At 50.3% G+C, this 24,308-nt stretch carries 26 protein-coding genes and 1 pseudogene; 6 read left to right on the top strand and 21 right to left on the bottom strand.

What is annotated here, in order from left to right:
- Nucleotides 1-87 precede the first annotated feature (87 nt).
- From thiW to thiC, 3 genes are read left to right on the top strand one after another with little or no spacing between them, the layout of a single operon-like run.
- Nucleotides 88-591 carry an energy coupling factor transporter S component ThiW gene (gene thiW / locus NUV48_08015; GenBank protein MCR4442085.1) on the top strand — a complete coding sequence of 168 codons (504 nt, stop codon included), beginning with the start codon at nt 88-90 and terminating at the stop codon, nt 589-591.
- Nucleotides 588-1,388, top strand: a complete 801-nt coding sequence (thiD, locus tag NUV48_08020; protein MCR4442086.1) for a bifunctional hydroxymethylpyrimidine kinase/phosphomethylpyrimidine kinase — start codon at nt 588-590, stop codon at nt 1,386-1,388. Before thiW ends, thiD begins: the two co-directional genes overlap by 4 nt.
- Before the next feature lie 37 nt (nt 1,389-1,425).
- On the top strand, nt 1,426-2,724 hold the full coding sequence (gene thiC / locus NUV48_08025; GenBank protein ID MCR4442087.1) for a phosphomethylpyrimidine synthase ThiC: 1,299 nt from the start codon (nt 1,426-1,428) through the stop codon (nt 2,722-2,724).
- Nucleotides 2,725-2,795: 71 nt separating this feature from the next.
- Here thiC and NUV48_08030 read toward each other — a convergent pair whose 3' ends face one another.
- From NUV48_08030 to NUV48_08060, 7 genes are all read right to left on the bottom strand, one after another.
- The gene (locus NUV48_08030; GenBank protein MCR4442088.1) at nt 2,796-3,173 is read right to left on the bottom strand and encodes a hypothetical protein; all 378 of its coding nucleotides are present in this window, start codon (nt 3,171-3,173) and stop codon (nt 2,796-2,798) included.
- A 28-nt stretch (nt 3,174-3,201) separates the two neighbouring features.
- Entirely contained in the window at nt 3,202-3,603 is a 402-nt protein-coding gene (locus NUV48_08035; GenBank protein MCR4442089.1) for a hypothetical protein, read from the bottom strand.
- A gap of 245 nt (nt 3,604-3,848) precedes the next feature.
- Complete coding sequence (locus tag NUV48_08040) at nt 3,849-4,841, bottom strand: DUF4143 domain-containing protein (protein MCR4442090.1); 993 nt, start codon at nt 4,839-4,841, stop codon at nt 3,849-3,851.
- Between the two features lie 21 nt (nt 4,842-4,862).
- Nucleotides 4,863-5,435 carry a manganese catalase family protein gene (locus NUV48_08045; protein ID MCR4442091.1) on the bottom strand — a complete coding sequence of 191 codons (573 nt, stop codon included), beginning with the start codon at nt 5,433-5,435 and terminating at the stop codon, nt 4,863-4,865.
- Between the two features lie 16 nt (nt 5,436-5,451).
- Nucleotides 5,452-5,703, bottom strand: coding sequence for a spore coat protein CotJB (locus NUV48_08050; GenBank protein MCR4442092.1), 252 nt, complete (start codon nt 5,701-5,703; stop codon nt 5,452-5,454).
- Entirely contained in the window at nt 5,699-6,217 is a 519-nt protein-coding gene (locus tag NUV48_08055; protein ID MCR4442093.1) for a spore coat associated protein CotJA, read from the bottom strand. The genes NUV48_08050 and NUV48_08055 overlap by 5 nt, the downstream gene beginning before the upstream one ends.
- Nucleotides 6,218-6,346: 129 nt before the next feature.
- Nucleotides 6,347-7,231 (bottom strand): hypothetical protein, encoded by an 885-nt coding sequence (locus tag NUV48_08060; GenBank protein MCR4442094.1) that lies wholly within the window; start codon nt 7,229-7,231, stop codon nt 6,347-6,349.
- Between the two features lie 217 nt (nt 7,232-7,448).
- Between NUV48_08060 and ablA the strand changes: the two genes are divergently transcribed.
- Nucleotides 7,449-8,645, top strand: coding sequence for a lysine 2,3-aminomutase (ablA, locus tag NUV48_08065; GenBank protein MCR4442095.1), 1,197 nt, complete (start codon nt 7,449-7,451; stop codon nt 8,643-8,645).
- A 30-nt stretch (nt 8,646-8,675) separates the two neighbouring features.
- On the opposite strand, the gene rnhA is transcribed toward ablA, so the two are convergent.
- The 4 genes from rnhA to NUV48_08085 all read right to left on the bottom strand — a co-directional run bounded on the left by rnhA (nt 8,676) and on the right by NUV48_08085 (nt 12,785).
- Entirely contained in the window at nt 8,676-9,131 is a 456-nt protein-coding gene (gene rnhA / locus NUV48_08070) for a ribonuclease HI (protein ID MCR4442096.1), read from the bottom strand.
- Between the two features lie 2 nt (nt 9,132-9,133).
- Nucleotides 9,134-10,159: a DUF3048 domain-containing protein gene (locus NUV48_08075; GenBank protein MCR4442097.1), complete on the bottom strand. Its 1,026-nt coding sequence runs from the start codon at nt 10,157-10,159 to the stop codon at nt 9,134-9,136.
- 216 nt (nt 10,160-10,375) lie between these two features.
- A complete protein-coding gene (locus NUV48_08080) occupies nt 10,376-10,945 on the bottom strand; it encodes a copper amine oxidase N-terminal domain-containing protein (protein ID MCR4442098.1) in 570 nt (189 codons plus the stop codon).
- A gap of 124 nt (nt 10,946-11,069) precedes the next feature.
- Nucleotides 11,070-12,785 (bottom strand): Na/Pi cotransporter family protein, encoded by a 1,716-nt coding sequence (locus NUV48_08085; protein MCR4442099.1) that lies wholly within the window; start codon nt 12,783-12,785, stop codon nt 11,070-11,072.
- Nucleotides 12,786-12,949: 164 nt separating this feature from the next.
- Here NUV48_08085 and NUV48_08090 point away from each other — a divergent pair, with 164 nt between their 5' ends.
- Nucleotides 12,950-13,516, top strand: coding sequence for a L,D-transpeptidase family protein (locus tag NUV48_08090; protein MCR4442100.1), 567 nt, complete (start codon nt 12,950-12,952; stop codon nt 13,514-13,516).
- A 64-nt stretch (nt 13,517-13,580) separates the two neighbouring features.
- Here NUV48_08090 and selD read toward each other — a convergent pair whose 3' ends face one another.
- The 6 genes from selD to yabG form a co-directional block, all read right to left on the bottom strand.
- Nucleotides 13,581-14,672, bottom strand: coding sequence for a selenide, water dikinase SelD (gene selD, locus NUV48_08095; GenBank protein ID MCR4442101.1), 1,092 nt, complete (start codon nt 14,670-14,672; stop codon nt 13,581-13,583).
- Nucleotides 14,669-16,108 (bottom strand): L-seryl-tRNA(Sec) selenium transferase, encoded by a 1,440-nt coding sequence (selA, locus tag NUV48_08100; protein MCR4442102.1) that lies wholly within the window; start codon nt 16,106-16,108, stop codon nt 14,669-14,671. Before selA ends, selD begins: the two co-directional genes overlap by 4 nt.
- Nucleotides 16,109-16,209: 101 nt before the next feature.
- Entirely contained in the window at nt 16,210-16,788 is a 579-nt protein-coding gene (spoIIR, locus tag NUV48_08105) for a stage II sporulation protein R (GenBank protein ID MCR4442103.1), read from the bottom strand.
- A gap of 201 nt (nt 16,789-16,989) precedes the next feature.
- Nucleotides 16,990-18,546: a DUF3794 domain-containing protein gene (locus tag NUV48_08110; GenBank protein MCR4442104.1), complete on the bottom strand. Its 1,557-nt coding sequence runs from the start codon at nt 18,544-18,546 to the stop codon at nt 16,990-16,992.
- A gap of 211 nt (nt 18,547-18,757) precedes the next feature.
- Nucleotides 18,758-19,033 carry a Veg family protein gene (locus NUV48_08115; protein ID MCR4442105.1) on the bottom strand — a complete coding sequence of 92 codons (276 nt, stop codon included), beginning with the start codon at nt 19,031-19,033 and terminating at the stop codon, nt 18,758-18,760.
- 131 nt (nt 19,034-19,164) lie between these two features.
- A complete protein-coding gene (yabG, locus tag NUV48_08120) occupies nt 19,165-20,055 on the bottom strand; it encodes a sporulation peptidase YabG (protein ID MCR4442106.1) in 891 nt (296 codons plus the stop codon).
- Nucleotides 20,056-20,191: 136 nt separating this feature from the next.
- Here yabG and NUV48_08125 point away from each other — a divergent pair, with 136 nt between their 5' ends.
- Nucleotides 20,192-21,001: a glycosyltransferase family 2 protein gene (locus NUV48_08125; protein ID MCR4442107.1), complete on the top strand. Its 810-nt coding sequence runs from the start codon at nt 20,192-20,194 to the stop codon at nt 20,999-21,001.
- A 48-nt stretch (nt 21,002-21,049) separates the two neighbouring features.
- Here NUV48_08125 and NUV48_08130 read toward each other — a convergent pair whose 3' ends face one another.
- From NUV48_08130 to NUV48_08145, 4 genes and pseudogenes are all read right to left on the bottom strand, one after another.
- On the bottom strand, nt 21,050-21,652 hold the full coding sequence (locus NUV48_08130) for a cell wall hydrolase (protein ID MCR4442108.1): 603 nt from the start codon (nt 21,650-21,652) through the stop codon (nt 21,050-21,052).
- A 136-nt stretch (nt 21,653-21,788) separates the two neighbouring features.
- On the bottom strand, nt 21,789-22,673 hold the full coding sequence (gene rsmA, locus NUV48_08135) for a 16S rRNA (adenine(1518)-N(6)/adenine(1519)-N(6))-dimethyltransferase RsmA (protein MCR4442109.1): 885 nt from the start codon (nt 22,671-22,673) through the stop codon (nt 21,789-21,791).
- Nucleotides 22,674-22,758: 85 nt separating this feature from the next.
- A pseudogene (locus NUV48_08140) lies at nt 22,759-22,941 on the bottom strand (3D domain-containing protein).
- 570 nt (nt 22,942-23,511) lie between these two features.
- Complete coding sequence (locus NUV48_08145) at nt 23,512-24,288, bottom strand: TatD family hydrolase (GenBank protein ID MCR4442110.1); 777 nt, start codon at nt 24,286-24,288, stop codon at nt 23,512-23,514.
- Nucleotides 24,289-24,308: the final 20 nt, after the last annotated feature.

The raw sequence follows: 24,308 nt of genomic DNA on the forward strand, positions 1-24,308 counted from the left end.
GGAACTTGCGCCCTCTCTTTTTCGCTTGCGGCGTCATTTTAAAATTTGAATCAAACCATCAGTAATCGATGAAAGGATGGAATTAAAATGAACATTTACAGGCTTACTTTTTCCGCCCTGCTGATTGCAGTCGGCGTCATCACCAGCCATCTCATTTATATACCGGTCGGCGTGGCCAAATGCTATCCCGTCCAGCACACCATCAACGTGCTGTCAGCCGTGCTGCTGGGACCCTGGTACGCCGTGTTCAACGCCTTTACCGTCTCGCTGCTGCGCAACATCTTGGGAACCGGGTCCCTGCTGGCCTTCCCCGGCAGCATGATCGGGGCGTTTTTGGCCGCTGTCGCTTACCGGAAAACAGGCCGGCTTCTGCCCGCCGTCCTGGGCGAAATCACCGGTACGGGAATACTGGGTGCGCTGGCCGCCTACCCGGTGGCAAAATTTGTTCTGGGCAAAAGCACCGCAGCCCTTTTCTTCGTCGTGCCGTTTCTGGCAAGCACTACGGGGGGAAGCATCATCGGTTATTTCATTCTAAAATGCCTGCCGCTCAGGGAAGCCTCGCAAAAACTGGCCACGGGTGAGAAAAAGTGAAAAACGTTTTAACGATCGCCGGTTCCGACAGCTGCGGCGGAGCGGGAATCCAGGCGGACCTGAAAACATTTGCCGCCCACGGGGTATACGGAATGAGCGTGATCACTGCGGTGACCGCGCAAAACACCCAGGGCGTTCTGGCAGTGCAGGATATTGACGCCGAAGTCATAGCCCGGCAAATCGAGGCCGTTTTTACGGACATCGAGGTGAGCGCCGTAAAAATCGGCATGGTCTCACTGAGCCGCTCCATTGCCGCTATTGCCGGGAAGCTGAAACAATACCGGGCCCAAAATATCGTCGTGGACCCGGTGATGATCTCCAAAAGCGGTTATGACCTGTTGAAGCCGAAAGCAAAAACGGCCTTGATCAAAAACCTGCTGCCGCTGGCCTTAATCGTGACACCCAATTTGTTCGAAGCGGAAGCAATCACGGGAACCGCCGTCAAAACCCTCGAAGACATGAAAGAGACGGCGGTGATGATTCATAAAATGGGGCCTAAAAATGTCCTGATCAAAGGCGGGCACCTCCAGGAGGAGGCGGTCGATGTCCTCTTTGACGGCTGCGATTTCAAATATTTTACCGGGCCGCGAATTTATACGAAAAACACCCACGGGACCGGCTGCACCCTTTCTTCGGCCATAGCGGCCAATATCGCCAGGGGACTTTCGCTGGAAGAAGCGGTGTCGAAGGCCAAGGAATACATCACCACGGCCATTGAACATGCCCTCTCCATCGGCAGCGGTCCCGGTCCTGTAAACCATTTTTACGAGCTGTATAAAAAAACGGGCCTGGGTTAACCGGGCATAACAAACAGACAAGGAAGTGATGAAAAGAATGACCCAGCTGGAAGCGGCAAGAAAAGGGATAGTTACTAAAGAAATGGAAAAGGCCGCCCTGTTCGATAAGACGGACCCGGAGTCCTTGCGGGAAAAAATTGCCGCCGGGGAAGCAGTCCTGCCCTGCAACATCAACCACCGCCACATTCGCCCCATGGCTGTGGGCAAGGGTTTGTCCACCAAGGTAAATGCGAACATCGGCACTTCGGACGCCTTCCCGCAGGTAGAGAAGGAACTGGAAAAACTGGCCGCAGCGGTGAAAGCCGGCGCTCATTCGGTAATGGACCTGAGCACGGGGGGAAACATTGACCTGGTCAGAAAGAAGATAATCGAGGCCAGCCCGGTTATGATCGGGACCGTCCCCATTTACCAGGTGCTTGTCGAAAAGCAAAGAAAAGGTTACGGGATGGTTGAAATGACCGCGGAAGAGATCTTCGAGGGGATCGAGAAGCACTGCGCGGACGGGGCCGATTTTATCACCGTGCACTGCGGGGTAACCCTGGAGGTCATCGAGGAGCTGAAAAACCGGGGCCGGGTTATGGACATCGTCTCCCGGGGCGGTTCGTTTATCACGGCCTGGATGCTGCACCATAAAAAACAAAACCCGCTGTTTGAACAATTCGACCGGCTGCTGGACATAGCCCGCAAGTATGACGTCACTTTGAGCCTAGGGGACGGGTTGAGACCCGGCTGCCTGGCGGATGCCACCGATTCCCCGCAAATCAAAGAACTGATCATCCTGGGTGGACTGGTGAAACGGTCTAGGGAAGCAGGCGTGCAGGCGATGGTGGAAGGCCCCGGTCATGTGCCCCTGGACCAGATTGAGGCCAACATGAAACTTGAAAAAACGCTCTGCCACAACGCGCCTTTTTATGTCCTGGGACCCCTGGTGACCGATGTCGCCCCGGGTTATGACCACATTGTCTCGGCCATAGGCGGAGCTATTGCGGCTTCTTCGGGCGCCGATTTTATCTGCTACGTGACGCCGTCGGAACACCTGGGCCTGCCTTCGGCGGAGGACGTGAAGGAGGGCGTTATTGCCGCCAGGATTGCCGCCCATGCCGCGGATATCGTCAAAGGCGTAAAAGGGGCCAGGGAATGGGACCTGGAAATGGCCAAAGCGCGTAAAAAACTGGACTGGAAAAAACAAATCGAACTGGCCATCGACCCGGAAAAGGCCGCAAGGATGCGCAAAGATAAAAACGAGGATGACCAGGAATACTGCACAATGTGCGGGAAGTTTTGCGCCTATAAGCTGGTCAGCGAGTACTTGGGAACTGAGTATACCCGCTGCTGAGGAAAACGGCCGGTTTAAACGCTGGAGGGAGCCGGACGGCTCCCTCTTTGCCTTGAATTATTAATTGCCTGTCATTTTTTCACATGCCTCAATACATCCTGCTTGTCGATTTCAATGCTTCTGTACGGTTCCATACCTTTTTGTTTACCCTCTTTTATTTTTCTGTACAGGCCATTGACAAGCTGTTCACCAATTACAGCCACCCCAAGACTATGTTCAAATCTATTATGATTTCCAGACGGATAAACTAATGACGCAACCGCCACTTGACTTATACGGCGCAGTCTTTGCACAATAGGAAGGTCTAGTATGGCAATTTCGTGCGGCATAAATAAATTAGAACCCCAAATGCTGTCATGAATTACTTTTGGAGCTCTAACATGCTGAGGTTTATAATACTTTAGTTGAGTTGATACATATTCCTCAACAGCATCTTTTAATAGACCCATTATTTCACCTCTGTATAATCAACAATAATCAACATATTATTGCTTCAAATTCCTTGCACATCTTATCTATTATTTTCTTTTTTGTTTTTGGAAAAACTTCATATCCTTTCGATAAATGCTTTTTATTAAGAAAATAAGTATCGTATTTGGGATTTATAGTTCCTAGAAGGCAAAAAGTCTCAAGTTCATTTAGTATCTCTTCCAAAAGCCTTGAATAAGGGATTAATCCGGATACATCAAAAGAAAATTCTTTAAAAAACGGTTCATATTCAGGATTTTTCTTTAGTTCATAAATAGCTTTATGAATAACAGAATGATTTTTAGGTATATGATCATTTTCAAGCTTTGAAAAGAGAGCCATAATAAGATCTTCTGCCGAGACATGCTGCTTGAGAAAAGTTTGTATTTCCTTCACATAAGCAGTATTCATAGATAACACCCCTCCCAAGGTATTATAACCCAAAAAACCCGATAATTAAATCCAAATTTATACATTTATTCCGCATGTAAAATCTTTTTCATATCAAAAAGATTTCGCTATCCGGCATAAAATGCTTTAACACCACTTCTTTTGGTTCATGAATTGCCGCAGGTGCTTCAGCGCCTCGCGCCGAAGCGCCAAAAATGCGCCCCACCGCCTGCCATGTCAATGTCTTTGTCCAATGCCATAAAATCCTACAGCCAGGTTACCGGGATTGTTACGTTTTTATCGTTAATACGAACGCTCTGGTCATACAGGCAAATAACGCCCCCCGTGCCCACGGTTACACCCTTAATTTTTTCGAGCGCCGAAAAGTTTTCGATATGCTCCTTGCCTGGATTGGCGGTTTTCTTAATTTCAACAGGATAGAGCACACCATTTTGCTCTATCAGCAGATCAACCTCTTTTGCATCTTTATCACGGTAATAATAAAGCGATGGTTCCAAAACACCCGCATTGTAATAGCTTTTAAGCACCTCAGCTATTACAAAGGTTTCAAAAAACGCTCCCGCCATAGCGCCTGCTTCAAGGACCTCCGGTGTAGTCCATTTTGTAAGATAGGCTGCCAGCCCAGTGTCAAGAAAATATAGCTTCGGCGTTTTCACGGCTCTCTTCGTGATGTTGTTATAATACGGCTGCAGTAAATACACGATGTTTGACGAAAGCAAAATTGAAAGCCACCTGTCGGCGGTCGGCGCGCTTATCCCTACCTCGTTGGCCACAGATGATAAATTAAGCATTTGGGAGGTCCTGGCGGCCATAGCGGTCATGAATTTAATGAATTTAAGTTCATCGCCTACCTGGGCAAGGCTTCTAACATCCCGCTCGATGTATGTTTTGGTGTAGGCAGCATAAAACATCTGCCAATCAAGATCATCGGCATGCATGGCAGGCATTGAGCCTTTATGGATAATCTCCCAAATTTCTTTATAGTCCGCTTGTTTGGCGGACATTTTTCTTTTCGCCAAGTATTCTTCTGTCGGCACAAAACTCTCATTGAATGCATCGTTTTTGATTTCACGAAGAGAAAGACCCAGCAAATTAATGATTCCGATCCTGCCGGCAAGGCTTTCACTAACATTATTCATCATCTTGAACTGCTGCGAGCTTGTGAGATAAAACTGCCCTTTTTTGCCGTTTTCAACGCAAATATCAAGTATCCTGTTAAAAAATAAAGAGGGGGGCATCTCTGCTCCCTCTTTTAATGCCTAATAGCATTTCTTTTCGTTCATGAATTCCTGGAGGTGGTTGAGGGCCTCGCCGAAGCGCTGGAAGTGCACCACTTCCCGCTCCCGCAGGAAGCGCAGGACATCCGTGACACAGGGGTCGTCGGAAAGGTTAATCAACCAGTTGTACGTCGCCCTTGCTTTTTCCTCCGCGGCCATATCCTCCACCAGGTCGGCTATGGGATCCCCTTTGGCCTGAATGCAAGCGGCTGTAAAGGGAATGCCGCCGGCGCTTACAGGGTAAACCGCCCTGTCGTGGTCGGCGTAATAGCTGCCCAGACCTGCAGCTTTTATTTCTTCAACGGTGGCGTCTTTGGTAAGTTTATATACCAGGGTACCGACGATCTCGAAGTGGGCCAGTTCTTCCGTGCCTATGTCGTTTAAGGCCGCCCTGGCCCTCTCGGTGGGCATGGAGTAGCGCTGGCTCAGGTAACGCAACGAGGCCGCCAGTTCCCCGTCCGGCCCGCCGTATTGGGTAATGATCAACCCGGCCAGCCGGGGGTTTGATCCAGAAACGCGTACAGGGTATTCCAGTTTTTTTTCGTAAATCCACATGTTTATTCACCCCTCTCTACATTTCCCAGGGCCAGGGGCTTTCCGCCCAGCTCCAGGTCCTGCCGGCATTTTTCCCATATCCGTAGCTGAGAAGCGGTCCGTATTGCTTTTCGTACTGCATCTTCAGGTTCGCCAGTTCTTCGGAGGTCCTGTTAAAATACTCCAGGGCCTGGGTATCATCGGGGTGGGTATCCAAGTAGAGGTTAAGCTCCAGGGCGGTAAACTCCAGCTCCTGGATGCTCCTGAGCAAGTTCATTCGTTGGTCAATTGCCGCCATAAGGAGCACCTCCCCACGGGCCATATACCCTGCACGGCTCCGGTCCTTCACAAGGGCCGTAAACGCCCTGCGGTTGATAGAGTTCGGGAAAGAGGGTTCCCTTATCAAGGGCTTCGGACGGAGGGTATACCACACGGTAGTACTGCCAGGGGACATAGGCATGGGCTATTTTAGCCGCAGCAAAAGGCCCCGGTGGTGCCGTCGGTGCCGGTTGTACCGGCGCGGCCGGCGGTGCCGGCGGGTACTGGGGTTGATAATACGGGCACGGGGGATGGTCGGGAAGCTGGTAACCGCCCGGCGGCACCGGGCCGGGGGCTGCCGGCGGCGCAGGCATATGCCCGTAATACGGTTGAGGACAGGGTCCCGGCATTTCCCTGCAATCCTCCGGCTGCTCGCTTTTCGCGGGCCGGCTGGGCGGAGGCGCTCCCGGAGGAGACGGTTTAGGGGGAAGATGGTTAAAGGACCCGGGGGGACCGGGAACTATCTTAAAGGTAAAGTTTTTCAACAGGTTATACCTCCTCGTCTTTTTCCTATACTACTTCATTATATGCCTGCCAGGGTCTTGTTGTCCCTGGAAACAAAAAAACCGCGGCCTCTTTTTGTATCCGCGGTTTGCTGCGCGTATTTCAGGCAGTTAAAAACCGATTTGGCCAAATACCTCTTTCACGGCGGGGTTTTCCAAAAATTCACTTATGTTTTTCCTGAGAACGGCTTTATCCTCCGGAGACAAACTGTTGTATATCGCTTTAGCTTTATCTATATCTTCCAGGGAAAGTTCCTTTTTTTGCTTCAGGGATTCAATAAAGTCTATGGCCTGGCTTGATTTTAAACCTTTTTTAAGCACCTCGCTCTGGGATAAAGCTTCGCTTAAAAGCGGTTTTTCTCCTGCCGCCATCTTGGACAATTCTCCTGTTGAGGTCGAGATGCCCGCCACGAGCTGTTTTGATTCCAACCGCACGTATTTAAGCGCAACCGGTATGTTGTTAATACTGATCCTTATCTGGTTATCTTTTATTATTGCCAGCCCCTGGGCTATTCCCGCCTTTTCCAGGAAATAGAGGACCGGAGAAACCGGCAGCGGGTATGCTCCCAATCTGATTCGCTCTATTCCAACAGCCAGTTCTTTCTTTTTTTCGTCGCTCACCGGTTTGAGTTCCAATTCCATTCCTTTGTTCCACGAGCCAAGCCGGAGGTTTGTTTTCAGGACCAGGGACTCACGGTTTATCGACAGGCTTACTCCCTGGACATACGCAGCAATTTCCGGGTTCATCCTGAGGACCGATTTCAGAAGCCCTTCACATTCTTTTTCAGACATGTTGAAGGTGACGACTTCAAGCGGTTTCTCGGTAAATTCCCGGATAATGTTATTTATTTTTTGGCCGTAGTAATCATATGAATACGGCGTATTCATATCCAGCCCCGGGTACCAGGACGCCGTGTATAAGGCTGAGCCGAGGTATACGGCACCTGAAATTATCAGAAAAATTAGAACAAGAAGCCCTCTCTTAATAACTCTCATGGAATAATATCTCATCTTCTTTCCCGCTGTTTTTATCTAAACCTTCTCCGGGTTTAGTTTACTGTATATTCAATTATAATATACTATATTTCACGGCAAAAGGTAAACATGATAACAGCATTTTAACCAGCAGAATCAGGGCTTTCGAAAAAGCGCTTGCTTTCGACAACTTATATATGTTATAATAAGTTGTAAGTTTTTGATGGGAGGGACGCATATGCTTGTACACAATCAGGAAATGGCTATGATAAACAGCTCTTTAAGCAACAGTTGGGACGATTGGCGTTGGCAAATGAAAAACCGCATCAAAACGGCAGAACAGCTGAAAGATTATATTAATCTCACCCAAGATGAAATCAGGGGAATCAACGCCTGTTTGCAAAAGTTCCGCATGGCCGTCACTCCTTATTACGCGTCGCTCATGGACCCTCATGACCCTCACTGCCCTGTTCGCAGGCAGGCAGTCCCCTCGGCGCATGAGTTAATATCATACAAATGCGATCTGGACGACCCGCTCAGTGAAGACAGGGATTCACCGGTTCCCGGCCTAACACACCGTTACCCGGACAGGGCGCTGCTTTTGGTTACCGACCGCTGTTCCATGTACTGCCGTCACTGCACCAGGCGCCGGCTGGCCGGTCAAAAGGATACTCCCCTGCCGCCGGAACAGGTGGAAATGGCGCTGGAATATATCAGGAAAACGCCGGCCATCCGTGATGTCATCATTTCCGGGGGAGACCCCTTAACACTCAGCGACTCCAGGATTGAATACCTCTTAAAAGAGCTCCGCAGTATACCCCACGTGGAAATCATCCGCATCGGGACGAGAACGCCGGTGGTAATGCCGCAGCGAATAACGCCGCAGCTGTGCCAGGTAATTCAGAAATATCACCCGGTTTGGGTCAACACCCATTTCAACCACCCCAAAGAGATCACTCCCGAATCCGCCAGGGCTTGCGAAATGCTGGCCAACCACGGTATTCCCGTCGGTAACCAGACCGTTTTATTAAGAGGCGTCAATGACTGCCCCCAGGTGATGAAGGAACTGATGCGCGCCCTTTTAAGAATCAGGGTTCGCCCGTACTATATATACCAGTGCGATCTGTCCCGCGGCACCGGGCATTTCAGAACACCCGTAAGCAAAGGGATCGAGATCATAGAAAACCTGCGCGGGCATACTTCCGGGCTGGCTGTCCCCCATTTTGTAATTGACGCGCCAGGAGGAGGAGGCAAAATACCCGTTATTCCACAGTACCTGATCTCGCAATCGGATCGCCAGGTGGTGCTGCGCAATTATGAGGGTAAAGTATTCGTTTACGCCGAGCCCGAAAACTACAAGAGCCAGTGTAAATGTCCCTCCTGCCAGGAGGCTAAACCAAAAGAACACGTGGATATTAAAGGGCTGCCCGCCTGAAGGCAGGTCAAGGGTAAAATCGCAACCGGCTTAAACGAATCCGGATGCCTTTGCGGCTTCCACCGCCAGCCTGTCGCAGCGTTGGTTATACGTGTCCTCCGCATGACCTTTAATCCAGACCCATTCTATTTCGTGCTTTGAAGATAAATCGAGAAGTTCTTTCCAGAGGTCCTGGTTTTCCACCGGGTCCTTTTTTGATGTTTTCCAGCCGTTCTTTTGCCACTTCTTGAGCCAGCCGCGGTTAAAGGCGCTGACCAGGTAGGTGCTGTCGCTGAACAGTTTTACCCGGCAGGGAGTGTTCAATGCTCTCAGACCCTGGACGGCCGCCTTCAACTCCATCCTGTTGTTGGTTGTATGCGGTTCGCCGCCTGAAAGTTCTTTCTCGTGTTTTCCGTAAACAAGGATGACCGCCCAACCGCCTGGGCCCGGGTTGCCGCTGCAAGCTCCATCTGTATAAATTTCCACGCAGGGTTTGTTTTGCGCCATTATTATCTCCTCTCCCCCGGAGAATGCTGCTGGTTCAAGTCAAGGTTATTCCAGCCGGGGATCACCTGGACCCATACGCTGCCGGATTTGAATTTCATCGGCGCTCCGGTTTCATCCAGGTAGTCGACAGGCGCTCCCGCGGACTTTTTAACCCAGGAACCTTTCATCATCTTTCCATCGATGAAGTAGCGCGCTTCCCCGCCGCCGGTTATCTTGATTTCCGAAAGAACTGTTTTATCTTTCACTATATTTTTAGTCTTGGCGGTTATAACAATAACGTTATCCGCCGTAAGTGGGGCGTTGTTTTCCGTAACATGAGGTTGATCATTGATTTTTCTTTCGTAAACACTGCCGTTGAATTCCCAGAAGACGCGGTATTTGTAATCCCCGGTCGTGTAATCGACGGCCAGTTTGAGCTGGGGCGAACCCACCCAGTAATTTGCCGCGGGCAGGGCCGGCGGGGGCTTAAGGTCGTATCCCCTGGCCCTGGCCCCTTCCAGCAAACGGCTGGTACTCGTATAAAGGTTATGCGGCATTTTCCTGTTCGCGTCCCGCCAGAAGCAACCACCGGCGTTGTAGATTTCGTCCAGGTCTTTCACGCCGAGGCTGGCGATCATGTTCAAGGAATCCTGACTCCCGCCGGCATGAGCTAACGGCGCATCATAACCTTTAGCCAGCTGGACGAAATAGTAGCGGGCGCTGCGGACAGGCCCTATTTTTTCGGCATGCCGGCGGTAGAACACCGCTAAAAATCTGGTTATGCCCCCTTCCGCCATCATCTCATAGACTGTATCGGCTTTATCAAGCCCGCTCTGCGGACGGGCCGCGTAATAATTATCCACCATCACCAGCAGCGCGCCCGGAAGTTCGGGCTCAGAACTTGCTGGATTTTTTTCAAGATTTCTGTTATCCAGTTCCGTTTTTGGGGTCTCCGTAGGAGACCCGGGTGCCTGCGGTTTTTCTTTACCGCAGCCTGCCAGCGCTAGTGCTAAAACTAGCAGGCACAGGATTGTTTTAGGCTTTTTCATATAATCCTCCCGCTGATAACATCGTTAATCTATTATTATGCTTGCGGCCCTCTTTTTCCTTCCTGTTTTTTTATCTCTTTCCTTCTTTTTTTTCGTAGTATGCAGCAAGGAACAGGAGAGGTAGAACAAGAGCACTGCGAGACCGCAAAAAAGCCTGGATTGATTAATCCAGGCTTTTTTGCATTTTTAGGTTATGGTCTCCTTATGTGGCCGGGTTTACTGGTCATCGCTGTCTTCTGCTTCACCGCCGGCGCTGTCGGCTGCAGTTTCTTCGCCAATATCTATCTCGCCCGTCTGTTCGTCATATTCTACTTTTTCGCCGAGAGTTTGGGCAATGAATCTCAGGGGAACAAAGGTCCGGTTGGAGATAAGCTGCGCCGGGACCTCGATCGTCACACTCTCTTCGTTTACGGTAACTTCCCCGGTAACCAGATTCAAGACAATAGTTTTGTCATCCCTGGTAATGGTGACGGTTTTAGTTTCGGGATCCCATTTAACCTCGGCTCCCAACCCGTTCATGATAGCCCTAACGGGAACTAGCGTCCGCCCTTCTTTAATGACGGGGGGCGCATCAAACTTGAGACTCATACCCCTGACCCGGATGCGTTCTTCCAATTTTTTGGCCTGGCCGTGATTTTGGGCCTGGTTTGCCGTTCCTTCGATTTTTCCTTCTTGAAGACCCAAACCACCTGTCCAGGACGGTTGTCCCTTGGCGGAAGCGCTGCCGCATACAAAAATCAGGCCGGAAAGCGCGATGACTAGAATTGTTATTATCTTTTTCATCATTTCTCCCGGGAGCAGTGCCCGTACAAGTATAATCTACCCCCGGAAATTCACCTCCCATTTGTTTTTCAATCAGATAATTCGTGAGGTGCATTCTTTTTTCTGGGGGTAGCAGCTAATCCAACCTCTATCTTTCGCCCAGCACATATTGGGCGATATTAACGGAATGGTCGCCGATGCGCTCCAGGTTGCTTAATATGTCAATGTAGATAGCGCCGGCATCACCGCTGCAAATGCCTTCGTTGAGCCTGTTGATATGCGCCCGGCGGAAGTCTTTTTCCATCTGGTCGATTATGTCGTCATTCTCCACAACTTTCCGGGCCAGCTCGTGGTCATTCTCTTCCATGCTTTTTAAAGCCAGTTCATAAGTCTCGGCTGTCTTATCAATCATTTTACGCATATCGGCAAGCGCCTCAAGGGAAAACCTGATACCCTGCTCATTTTTAGCCTGTGTTAATTCCACAATATTGGTTGTGTGGTCTCCGACCCTTTCAATATCATTAACCGCCTGAATGTAAATGTACGCATAGTTTGATTGTTCCAGAGACAGCTTTTTTTCTGAAATTTTTACAATGTAGTCGGTAATTCTTTTCTGCAGGTTATCAATGATGTTTTCCAGGCTGTCCACCATTTTGGCCTCGTTCTCCAGCCCGGTGAAGAAGTAGGTCACGGCGTGTTCAAAAGATTCTTTGGCGATGTTGGCCATCCGGAGGACCTCCCGCCCCGCCTGCCCCAGGGCAACGGGGGGGTTGGCCAGCAGCCTGGGCTCAAGGTACTTGGGCTCAATAGCAAAGGTGACCTCTTCTCCTGGAATGATTTTTGAGACCAGAGCGGCCAGAAGCGAAACAAAAGGTATCTGAAGCAGTGTGTTGCTCACGTTAAATACACCGTGGGTCTGCGCAATCTGCATTTTTATGTTCAGGGTCTCCCATGTCCCTTCAAATCCCGGTATAAAGATGTAAATGTAGTTTGTAAACAAACGCACTATTTCCGGGAAAATACCCAGTAGAAAAAGCGGCAGAAAAATGGCGGTGCCGATAACATTGAACATGCAGTGAGTCAGGGCCGCCCTCCGCGCGGCCACGGAAGTTCCAATAGATGCCAGCAGCGCCGTGACAGTTGTCCCGATATTGTCGCCGAATAAAATGGGTACAGCCTGTTTGTAGGTAATTGCTCCCTGGTAGGCCAGTTCTTGTAATACCCCGATGGTCGCGCTGCTGCTCTGAACAATACCGGTAAAAACAGTCCCGATTATGACTCCCATCAGGGAATGGTTCTCAATATTAATCATGGCATTAATGAACACCGGCAAATCGCGGAGCGGCTTGAGCCCTTTCCCCATTACTTCCATCCCGTAGAACAGCATGCCAAACCCGAAAAGGACCTGGCCAAATGTGTTAAGCCGTTTATTCTTGGAAAAGAACAGCAGGATTATTCCGGCAATAGCAAAAGGAAGGGCGTAGTTCTCAAGTCTGAACCCGATCAGGTAGGCGGTTATGGTCGTGCCTATGTTCGCTCCCATAATAATGCCGATAGCCTGTCTTAAAGTCATCAAGCCGGAATTGACCAGCCCTACTGTCAGAACGGTAGTGGCAGAACTGCTCTGGATCAGCGCCGTGACCAGCATTCCCGAAAAAACTCCACGCACAGGGGTCTTGGTCCCCTTTTCCAGCCACTGCCGGAGCCGGTTGCCCGCTATCGACTGCAGACCGTCAGACATGTATTTGATGGCAAACAGGAAAAAAGCCATTCCGCCCAGCGAATTAAAAAAGACCTCTTGATAGTTGATGTTCATCCTTCTACCCCTTCTTTCTGTCATCGACAGTATCTTACTATTTTTCATTAAGATTTTACAGCCTGCTTGTCATCTCTTAACTTAAATTTAACATTGGGTTAACATTCAAGCGGATTTATTGAACGGGTCAACTCACCCCCAGCAGGTACGGGATCATAAGATATTCCAGGAAAGCCCTGTTTTGAATCAACATTTCAATGTGAGGTGAAAAAATGTTAAGCGGAGGCAGTTATTATATCCGGATAAGTCTCACGGAAAGAAATCTCTACCTGTACCGGGGCGAGCAGCTGCACGGCGCTTATCGCGTTGCCATCGGCAAGCCAAGCACCCCCTCGCCTGTCGGCAGCTGGACAATTGTCAACAAGTCCGTGCTTTCCGGAGGCACTGTCTTTGGAACAAGGTGGATGGGACTAAGCATCGACAATTACGGCATTCACGGTAATAACAATCCCAGCTTGATCGGCAAGGCTGTATCCCTGGGCTGCATAAGAATGTACAACCAAGATATTGAAAGCATTTTTCCTTTGATTCCAATCGGCACCCCGGTGGAAATCACACCGGGCGCAAGAGGCAGCGGGTTTTCCCTTCCACCCTACCAGCAGAAAGGGGACCCCGAAAACGCAGGCAACTACGGCAAACGCATCCATGTCGTCAAGAAAGGCGAAACGTTATGGAGTATAGCCAAGCGCTGCATGACAAACGTGGAGAGACTTGTTTCTTTGAACCCGGGTATTAACCCCGACCTTATTTATCCCGGACAGGTCCTGTATGTTTCATGACGACGGCAGTGAAATTCCGGCCTGAAATGCACAAAAAGAAGGCTGTCGATTCAGGTCAACAGCCTCAAGGCACAACTTTTATTTTCGGCCGGCCGGACTTTATCCGGCCAATAATCCTGGACTCGCCTGCTCCTTTTTTCTGGAGCAGCTCCAGGAGTTTTTCCCCGTTCTTTTTCTCGACAGCCATCAAAAGCCCACCGGAAGTAATCGGGTCAACGAGGATGTGCTTATCCGCTTCCTCCATCCCCTTAAAGTATTCCGCCTTGTCCTCCATGTAATCGAGGTTTTTCCAGTTGCCCCCGGCGATATATCCGCTGACTGCCAGTTCGCGTGTTCCTTCGATAACCGGTACTTCACGCAGGCTGATCTCGATTTCAACCCCGCTCCCCCTGGCCATCTCCCAGGCATGGCCCAGAAGGCCAAAGCCGGTAATATCGGTGCAGGCCGTCAGGCCGACCTCTCTTCCCGCGGCGGCAGCAGCCGCATTTAATTCCATCATGGTATCCACGGCCTTTTTCTCAACACCTGGGGGGAGGCGAGAAGGATCGATTTCCACATTGCCTTCCCTGTCCTTTCGCTTGCGAAGCGCAGAGGTAATGATCCCTATCCCTAAAGGTTTGGTCAGGATAAGCAGGTTGCCGTCTTTTGCCCCGGCATTGGTCCATATATCGCCGGGCCGCGCTGTCCCGGTAACCGCCAGGCCGTACTTGGGCTCATTGTCCTGGATGCTGTGCCCACCCAAAAGAACGGCGCCCGCTTCTTTTATCTTGCTGCTCCCGCCGCGCAGGATTTCGGCTAATACTTCCAGCGGCAGCACGCCCATGGGAAAAGCAATTATGTTGAGGGCCGTCAGGGGGGTCCCTCCCATGGCATAGATGTCGCTGAAAGAATTGGCCGCAGCAATCGCCCCGAATAAATACGGGTCGTCAACAATCGGGGTAAAGAAGTCGACGGTCTGGATCAGGGCCGTCTCCTCGTTGAGCCTGTATACACCGGCATCATCAGAGGTCTCCACGCCGACCAGGAGGTTAGGGTCTGTTTGAGCAGGCAGGCTGCATAAAGCTTTCGCGAGGTCTCCCGGACCAATCTTTGCCGCTCAGCCGGCCTTGGTGGAGTATGCCGTCAGGTACACTTCCGTCACGCTTTTTTCCTTCATGTCGACCCTCCTTCGCTTTTAGTGGTTTTAACCAGTTCCTTTATGGCCTGCTTGATTATTTCTTCGTCACCAGGCAGCAGGGTACGCATGTCGAGAATGAAACGATCCTGTTCAAGGTAACCGATTATGGGAACTGTATAGCTTCGAAAGAATCTTTCAATTTCCGCCGGGCTTTTCTCTGCCGAACTCAAGGCCAGTCCAAAAGAAACAATGTCCTGCCCGGGAAGGCTTCCTCCTCCCATCTGGGATTTTGTCGGTATTCCCTGCAGGGCGAAAGCACCAGCAGTTAAATCCCGACCTTTAATTGTTTCTTCGATTATTTCTTCCGCTTTGCGCATTAACTCATCCTGGGAGGCAGCCAGCATCCGGTAAATGGGGATGTTCCGCCAAACTTTGGCCGGCTGCAGGTACTCGCGCAGCGTCGCTTCCAGGGCTGCCAGGGTGAACTTGTCTACACGCAGGGCCCTGGCCAGCTGGTTCGCTTTCATTTGGTCAATATATTTTCTTTTGCCGGCGGCAATCCCCGCCTGCGGTCCTCCCAGCAGTTTGTCTCCGCTGAAGGTCACCAGGTCCACGCCCTCGGCAATAACCCGGGGAACAGGAGTTTCGTCTTTAAGGCCGTACGGGCTCAAGTCCAGCAGGCTCCCGCTCCCCAGGTCTTCAACCAGGGGGATGCCGTTCCCGACGGCCAGCTCAAGCAGTTCCCGCCTTTCTACGGACCTGGTGAACCCGGTAATCCTGAAGTTGCTTGTATGTACTTTGAGAATAAGTCCGGTTTGAGGGTTTAAAGCCTTTTGGTAGTCGGAAAAGTGGGTCCTGTTGGTGGTGCCAACCTCTCTTAAGGTGACACCGCCCAATTTCAAAACTTCCGGGATCCTAAACGAACCTCCTATTTCCACCAGCTCACCGCGGGATACGATTACTTCCTTCCCTGCGGCAAGCGTATTCACCGCCAGTAAAACCGCCCCGGCGTTGTTGTTGACGACCATGGCACTTTCCGCCCCTGTGAGGCGCACCAGCAGTTCCTCCACATGGTCATAACGGGAACCCCTTTTTCCGTTTTCCAGGTTGTATTCAAGATTAGTATAACGGGCTGCGGCTTCGCTTAAGGCTTCTTGCGCCCTTTGGCTCAACACGGCCCGGCCGAGATTGGTATGAAGGATAATCCCGGTGGCATTTACCACCCTTCTCAGGCGCGGCCGGTTCAGGACCGATAGATATTCCCTGATGTCGCTTTGAATCTTGTGCAGGTCCGGCAGGGGTTGAACACCCGCTGTTTGCCGCAGCTTATTTCTCCACACGTCTAAAACCAGGTTGGCGGCTTCCACCACCAGTTCATGCCCGTATTCTTCTACTAAAGCTTTCCCGTCCTCAGAATCAACAACGGCGTGAACGGCCGGAAGCTGCCGCAAAAGCCGTTTTTCATCCCTATCCAAAACCTGCTCTCCTCCCTGGGTTTGTTTTTCATACTCATTTTTATTGTAAAGATAAACGACCCGTAAAACAAGAGAAGCGCACAGTATTCCGTCTATCTGGCTCATCTTTTTTTTGTGATTTTTTCAATAACCGCTGCCCAGATCTTTGTTACTGCCAGGACCGGTTTAATTTCAACCGTTTTCTTGCCGGGTAACGAAACGGGAAGCCCTTCGCCAGAATTAACTTTCACAAAACAAAGCGGCGGAAAAAGAACACACCACCAGTTAGCTCCCTTGCCTTCCCCGATGACCAGCTTTACCGCCTCATAACGGCCTGCGGGAAGAGTGAGGGCTCCGTAATATTTTGTGGGAAATTCAAAACAACCATAGTATGCCTTGACCTTATCCCGGCTGCCCAGTTCCCGCAGTGTACTGCTGGCTTCTTCCTCCATGCTGTTTAAACTGGCCCTGAGGATGTTTCTTGATTCGTCAAGACCCGTGGACTGGCTGAGTTTTTCAGCCATTGTCAGTACTATGCGGTCTCTCACCTTGTATTTCAGGTACTGGTCATGTTCGCTGTCGCTGTTGGCCAGGATATGCAGCCGTATCAGGGGGGGCGTATCGCCCGCGGCGCCGTCAGCCGCCAGGAGAGACAAGAAAAGAATCACGAGGAAAAGAAAACAGGCGTACTTTTTGTTCATAATTACCGTAAGCCTCCCTGGAGTGTTTCATTACCAGTATTGACAGGATGAGGCGGTTTTAATCATCAGGCAATTCAAAACCGTCCCGCGTAGCGACCTCTCTGCAGCAGCCCATCCAAGCGCGCCCATGCCGGGCGCACCGCATAAAGGACCGCCCCGCACGCTCACCGTATGGGGCGGTCCTTTATGGTGTTTTTGTCTTTAACCCATCCCCGGAGGGCAGGGAATTTTGATGGTGCGCCCGGCAAAGATGATGTTGGGATTGGTGATCTGCGGGTTAACCGCCAGGATCGCTTGAACCGTCACATTGAATTTCTGAGCAATGGTGGAAAGCGTGTCTCCCTTTTGGATTACGTAATCGAAAGTGGTTCCCGGCAGGCAGGGAACGATGGCGACGCCTTTTACGGCCGTTACGACCGTAATTTCCTGCGCTTCGGTCACCACCGCCCTTACTTCCAGCACGGCGGTCTGACGCCACCTGGTCGTCGGCGTCGCGGCGGCAGCTTCCACATTGACATATTCTATCCTGCCGGTAACATCGACAATATCGCCTTTCTGGACTCCTTCCACGTGCACGAACTCGGTAAACGGTTCATCAAGAGTGATCTCCCGCAGCAGGTCATTCTCCGCTACAACATAGTAAATCTGTTTGTGCAGCCTGCCCTTGATGATAACTTTGTCGGGGATGGCCTCACCCTCCAAGTCCTCAAGCCTGGCATCAACTTTAGCCACCTTCCGGGCAAGTTCGGGAGTCACGACATTGGCCATGACATTTACCTGGCGTAATCCTTCGCCGACAATGCTTTCAATATTTAAGGTTCTTGTCTCAACCTCGGCGCCGGCCACTGCGGTCACGATGCTCAGAGTGATATGGTCAAGCACCTTTGCGCATACTTCCAGTACGGCTGTTTCTTTTACATACTTCTCGTTGTTCCTGGTTACCAGCTCGCTGTCCAGGTACTCAATACGAACATCGGAAGTCACTGTTAATCCTTCTTCCGCGCCTTCCACGGGAACAAAAACGCTGAAAGGAGTATCGGCGCTCAGTTCCCTGACTTCGCCGCTGTTCTCCAGGACATAGTAGATTTGTTTGTGCAGTTTCCCTTTGATAACGACCTTGTTGGGTAGAATTTTTCTTTCTACATCCTTTATCTCGGCATCAATACTTTTAATTTTTCTTGTTTCCGCAGGAACGCGAATGAATTCATCGCTGATGTTAAACTGCTCACAGCCGTAACCAATTACGGTGTCGATTTCAACGGTCTGGTAAGTCGGGGTGAGCCCTTCTCCCGATACGCTGGTAACAACGTCGATTTCCAGGACTTCTATGACCTTTGCTTCTATTTTTAGGATGCAGGTTTGTTGGAAGACGCGGTAGCATTCATTCTGGGCGCCGGTTTTCACCGCTTCCACGTCACAGTATTCGATTTCCACGTCCACCTTGGCATCCATCCCCGGGCTGGCTCCTTCCAGGTGGACAAATTCGGAGATCCTTTCGTCAGGGGCCGTAAATTCCTGGACATCGCCGGTCACGCATTCCACATAGTAGATTTGCTTGCGCAGGGTCGCTTCGACAATTATTTTGTTCTCGATGACGGTGAACTCGATGTTGTTGATCTTGGTATCCACGCTCTCTATTTTCTTGGCCAGGATCCCTTCCGGCAGCGTTATTTCTCTTTGCACATTGACCTGTTTTATGGCTTCCCCGATAACGTTTTCCACCTTCAATCTTCTGGTGGTAACATTAATACCCGACATTATCTACATATCCTCCCTTCGTACATATATTAATTCACTTAAGTATATGCGCTTTTTTTAAATATGTGCCTAAAATATGCTTGCCGCCGCTATTTTAAAGGAGTAGCAGCAAGGAAAACGAACGACCTGAATTGTTGTTTCCAAAAAAAAGACGGGCGGTTACGCCCGGCCTTCATGGACCTCTAAAATAATAAATCAAGCTGCTGTTTAATCAGCAGCCCCGTGCCCTTATTTTTATATTTTCGTCTCCACAAAAAACAGTTAATTGAACGGAATCGGTCAAAATATCGGCATAACTGAAGGAAACCCGACGTTCAACCTGTTTTTCATCAAGGCGAACCACAAAAATGTTGGGATAGGTACTTTCCAGGACTCCAACTTTTTCGATGACCTTTTTACGCCCGCGGTTGGCGCGCAGCCGGATTTTATTTCCTACGAATGGCTCGAGGTCACGCTTGATATCATTCAATACCTGTTTACCGGACAATTAATCACCTTCTTTCAACACTAACGAGCCTATTATATCATTGTTTGTCCAGGTTGTCAAACGCAAATTTATAATTATACAGGAGACAAACGCTCGCTGTCAACAATAATAAATGAGAATTATGAATAATTTTAGTAAGGCGACCTGGGGTATCCCAGGCGCAAACAGCCCCTGGTTTCGATTCCACCCAGCCCGTCAAGTCCCGTAATGGTGTTGCTTATAATGTCCTGAACGGTTAAGGTATCGTAAATTGAACTGTAGGCCAGTTTTTCAACAATAAATATGGGATCAAAAGCATGGATCAAGACCCGCTGCGGGGAACTTGCAAAATTCGCTCCAGCCGCAATCAGCGCTTCGTAATGGGATTGGCAGGCACCTGCAAAAATAATCAAATCGTCGCGGCCTGGTTCGTATTCCCTTGCTTTGCGCACCGCCTCCACAAAATAACGCGAATTCCTGTAGCTGTCAATGCTGCTGAAATCCGGCCTGTTTTTTAAAAGCCCATCATGTCCAGTCAGGACAAGTATATCCGGTCTATATTCCTTCAGGTATTCCACTACCACCTGGGGCTGCTTTTCCTCTTCCACATTGAAGCCGTAGACCGTAATATTCAATTGAGAATAGGTTGCTTTACACAGGTCAAGGTATTCTTTATCGCCATCAAGGTGTAAAACGGTTCCGGGCAGCTCAAAGTGTTCACGCTCTTCAGAACGCATCAGACCGGCCGTCGTCGTTTCGCTTCTCAAAAAAACCCGGCACTTGTCTTCCACTCTTCTTTCAAAGATTCTCCGCATGGCCTCGCTGTTTTTTTTTATATATTCCTGCCGCATCTTGCTGATCTCCGCAGGGGTTTTCTTTACCAGGTCGTCAAGCGGCGCATCGGCGAAAAGCCGCACGTCCAACCCTCGCAAGAGGGCTTTTTTCTCTCCTCCCTCTTCTTCAATAGACCTTACTTTGAACAGTATATCTCCGCCGTGGGAAACGCGACCCACGATGTCCCCCACTTCTATTTTATTGCTCATTTCATATCCCCTCGCCTCGCATCTTGTTAATAATTATTCTATGTTCATTTTGAATTGATGGTTCAGTTCGCTTAGTGCTCTCATATCATGAACTATCAATTATCCTGGTAGGCAATAAGGAGTTGAAGACGGTAATATGTGGACAGCTGTTGTTCCCGCCAGCAACGAAGAAGAGGCAATATCTCAGGTGATGGAAAACCTTCTTAAAGCCAGAATCGACCATGCAGTCGTGGTAGCGAACGGCTGTACCGACAGAACATGCGAACTGGCCATGATTCCAGCCGGTAAAATGACCGTCACAATGATCAATTTTCCCCATGCGCTGGGTGTTGATGTTCCCCGGGCCGTTGGAGCCGCTTTTGTAAAAAGGCTGCCCAGCTGCGGCACGTTATTTGTAGACGGCGATATGAAAGGAGACATCGCCCGTGTTCTGGTCGAATTGAAGCGAGGGATTGAAGACGGGCTGGATATGGCTCTTACAAACTGTTATCCCCATGCCGGCCGGCAGTCCTGCCTGGCACGATCCGTTCTAAAGGAAAGAGAACGCTTGAACCGCAGGCTGGGTTTATTCTATGAGCTTGGCCTGGCCTCTCCCAGCCACGGACCCCAAGCCCTCTCGCCCCCCCTTCTTAACGCTTTGCCTCCGGAAGTCATCGCCGTACCTCCGCTGGCTTTGGCTTTTGCCGCCATCAACAGGTACTCCGTGGGGGTAGCCACTTCCATACCCCACCAGCTTTTAGGCTCTCTCATCCGAAACGATGAGCATGCCTTGCTTATTGCCGAAACCATCATCGAGGACTGCCGGCAGGCCCTTTCCTACGCAAACGGAGAAAGCCTGGAAAAGGTGCTGGCAGGTAAAAATATGGGCGGAGGTTACAGGCCGGCGCGGCGTTTCGACCTTTTAGACCTGTTTTTGAAGGGCCTCCAACAACTCGATGCGCAGTAAAGCGCAAAGTCCCGTACCGTCACGGTACGGGACTTTTTTGCCCTGGCTTTACCTGGCGAAAACATGGTTCCCGATTCTTTTTATGATGGGTCTTGACCAGATCCATTTGTTGGTGGCCTTGGCGGGGTTCCAGTAGTACAGCGCGCCGCCGCTCGGGTCCATGCCGTTTAAGGCGGCTTTTGCCGCGCTGTATGCGCTTGCATCCGGCGTCAGGTAAATCTGGCCGTCAGCCACGGCAGTGAAAGCCAGCGGCTCAAAAATAACCCCCTTGATAGTATCGGGAAACTGGCTGCTCTCCACGCGATTTAGAATAACGGCGGCAACAGCTACCTGGCCGGTATACGGTTCTCCTCTTGCTTCTCCGTAAACGGCCCTGGCCAGCCAGTCAATATCGGATTTGCTGACTCCAACAGCAGCGCTGCGGGAAGGAGTTGAAGCGGGTATCCGCAGTACCTGCCCCGGGTAAATTGTGCTGCCGGTCAGGCCGTTTTCATTCTTGAGAGCCGTTATTGAGGTTCTGTATTTTTTGCTGATGATATAGAGGGACTCCCCCGGCTTAACCGTATGCCTGGCAGCTGCTATGGCTGGAGCAGCAAAGGAAAACAGGAAGATTATCAAAACAGCCGCCGTTTTGATAGCCGGTTTTTTCATTGTTACCACCCTTTCTTTCTCACAACCTGCAATATCATGCATGTTATAAGTTGTCGGTTCCGTTTTATTATAACCGAAAGCAAAGTCGATTGATAGTTTAAAAGACTGCCAATAAAACCATCTTCACCCATGTTTATTATTTATTTTGTTGCCAGCCCCCTTTTTCCCGCCAGCAGTTGGCCAGCACGGCGAATTCGCGCAGTGACAGCGTTTCTCCCCGCCGCTGCGGGTTGATCCCGCTGTCGTCAAGTATTTCCTGCAGCCTTTTCCTGTCAAATCCCGGCTCGACATTCAGCAGTGAATTGGAAAGGGTTTTTCTTCGTTGCCCGAAAGCCGCTTTAATTATTTTAAACATCAGTTTTTCGTCCAGGACATCAAGGGGGCGGCGAGTTCTCCGCTTTAAGCATATAACTGCCGAATCCACCTCAGGCGGGGGAGTGAAAAGACGGCGGGGAACTTTAAAGACGGCCTTTGTCTCGCAATAATACTGGATCGCCAGCGTTACCGCGCCGTAAGCTTTTGTTCCCGGTTCGGCGGCGAGCCTTTCGGCAACTTCCCACTGTACCATGATAACCAATAACTCCAGGTGATATTCGTTTTCCAAAAGATTCATTAAAATCGGCGTGGTTATGTAATAAGGCAGGTTGGCCACAACCTTATACGGCCAGGCTAGGCCGTGCCGGCGAGTCAGCTCGTCCAGGTCCATCTTCAGTATGTCTCCCTGGATTATTTGGACGGCCGTTCCCTCAAGCGATTCCCTGAGCACCGGGATAAGGGAGGGATCGATTTCCACGGCCAGAACCCTGGCGCCTGCTTCAACCAGCGTCCTGGTGAGAGTGCCGGCCCCGGCGCCAATGTCCACCACCCTGTCGCCCGGTGTTATCTGGGCTGTTTGAACAATTTTTTTGAGTAAATTTTTATCAAGCAAAAAATTTTGGCCCCATTTCTTTTTAAAACGAAAGCCGTGTTTTTTCAGGAGATCCATGGTTTTAACATCCACGGGACCAGTCAATAAACTCACTCCCTGCAAAAAAGACTGCCAACCGCTTCTTCCGTTACTTTAATATACTATGACCGTTCTTTACTGGCAAGCTCGCTCCAGTTTCTCATTCGAAAAGATACACCTTTACGAAACGCCTGCCCCACTGCCAGCATTCCGCTTCGGTGTCCATGAATAAATCGATGATGTTTCCTTTGATAAGTCCTCCCGTATCCTGGGCAATTCCGTAACCGTAGCCTTCCACCCACATCCTCGTTCCCAGGGGAATCACTTGGGGGTCAACAGCTATTGTCCCCACCTGCGGGTAGACCCCGGTAAAAGTTGGATTGCCCGTATGTGTGTAAGCGGTCGCCTGTAAGCGCATCTCCTTTTTAGGTTTATCCAGGCCGCGGGCCGCCAGAACTATCGTCTCTCTGGTCTTCCCCGCCGCCGTTCCCGCTGCCTTAACCGGGGCGGTTTTTTCTGTTCCCGCTGCCGGTTCCGTCGTTTTAAACTCTTCATTAATACCGCCATTATCCCCGGAATACCGCCCGGTTTCTGATATGTTTTCAACCGCGGATATTCCACGGGAAATGCATTTATTGGTGCCGGTCCCCTCATACCGCAGGCAGCAGCCAAAAGCATGCAACAAAAGCAGGAAAAGTAATAAAACAGCCGTCTCCCGGATTTGTTTAATCCTGGAATACATTTTATCCTCCACTCTTTTTAGTAATTTGTGAATAAACCACTATTATTATGTCCAAAGTTATTATTATTTTATTCGGAATTGGCTGTAAGGTGTGTTTTCTTGCCCGGTTTTAAGGCGCAAAGAAACCGCTCCCACGCCTCACGGCATGAAAGCGGTTTCTTGTTCTGCACCTCAGGCATCCTCCGGGATCTTAAACACCTTTATCCCATTTTTTCTTGTTCTCATCGCCACTTCTTCCACCGGCAGTTTCTTAATCTGGGCCAGCCTTTCCGCCACCTTCACCACATGGGCCGGCTCATTTCGTTTGCCGCGGTAAGGCGCTGGGGCCAAGTACGGGCAGTCGGTTTCAATTAAGAGGTAATCGAGCGGGACCATTTGAGCCACTTCCTGCAGTTTGCCGGCGTTGTGGAAGGTGAGCGGGCCGGCCAGAGAAATGTAGAATCCTAGTTTAAGGGCCTCCCTGGCCAGCGGCCAGCTTCCCGAATAGCAGTGAAATACGCCGCCAACCTCCCGGGCGCCTTCTTCTTTTACTATGTCGAATACGTCCTGGTGGGCGTCCCGGTCGTGAATGATAACTGGTTTTTTTATTTCTTTGGCCAGAGCAATCATTCGCCGGAACACCGACTTTTGAACATCGCGGGGCGAGTGATCACGGTAATAATCAAGCCCTATTTCCCCCACAGCGACTATTTTGGATTGCCCGGAGAGCTTTTTAAGCTCTTCGTAGGCCTTTTCATCCATATCCTTGGCGTCATGCGGGTGCATGCCCACCGCACCGTAAATGAAATCATATCTTTTAGCCAGCTCAACCGTACTCCTGGCCGTTTGAAGGTTGAAGCCCACATTAACAATCAAATCAACCCCGGCTTTCCTGGCCCTGTTTATAACGGCCTCCCGGTCAGTCGAAAAATCTGTTATGTCCAGGTGGGCATGAGTATCAAAGAACATGCAGATTCCCCCATTACATC

Source organism: Peptococcaceae bacterium, assembly GCA_024655825.1.
Lineage (GTDB): Bacteria > Bacillota > Peptococcia > DRI-13 > PHAD01 > JANLFJ01.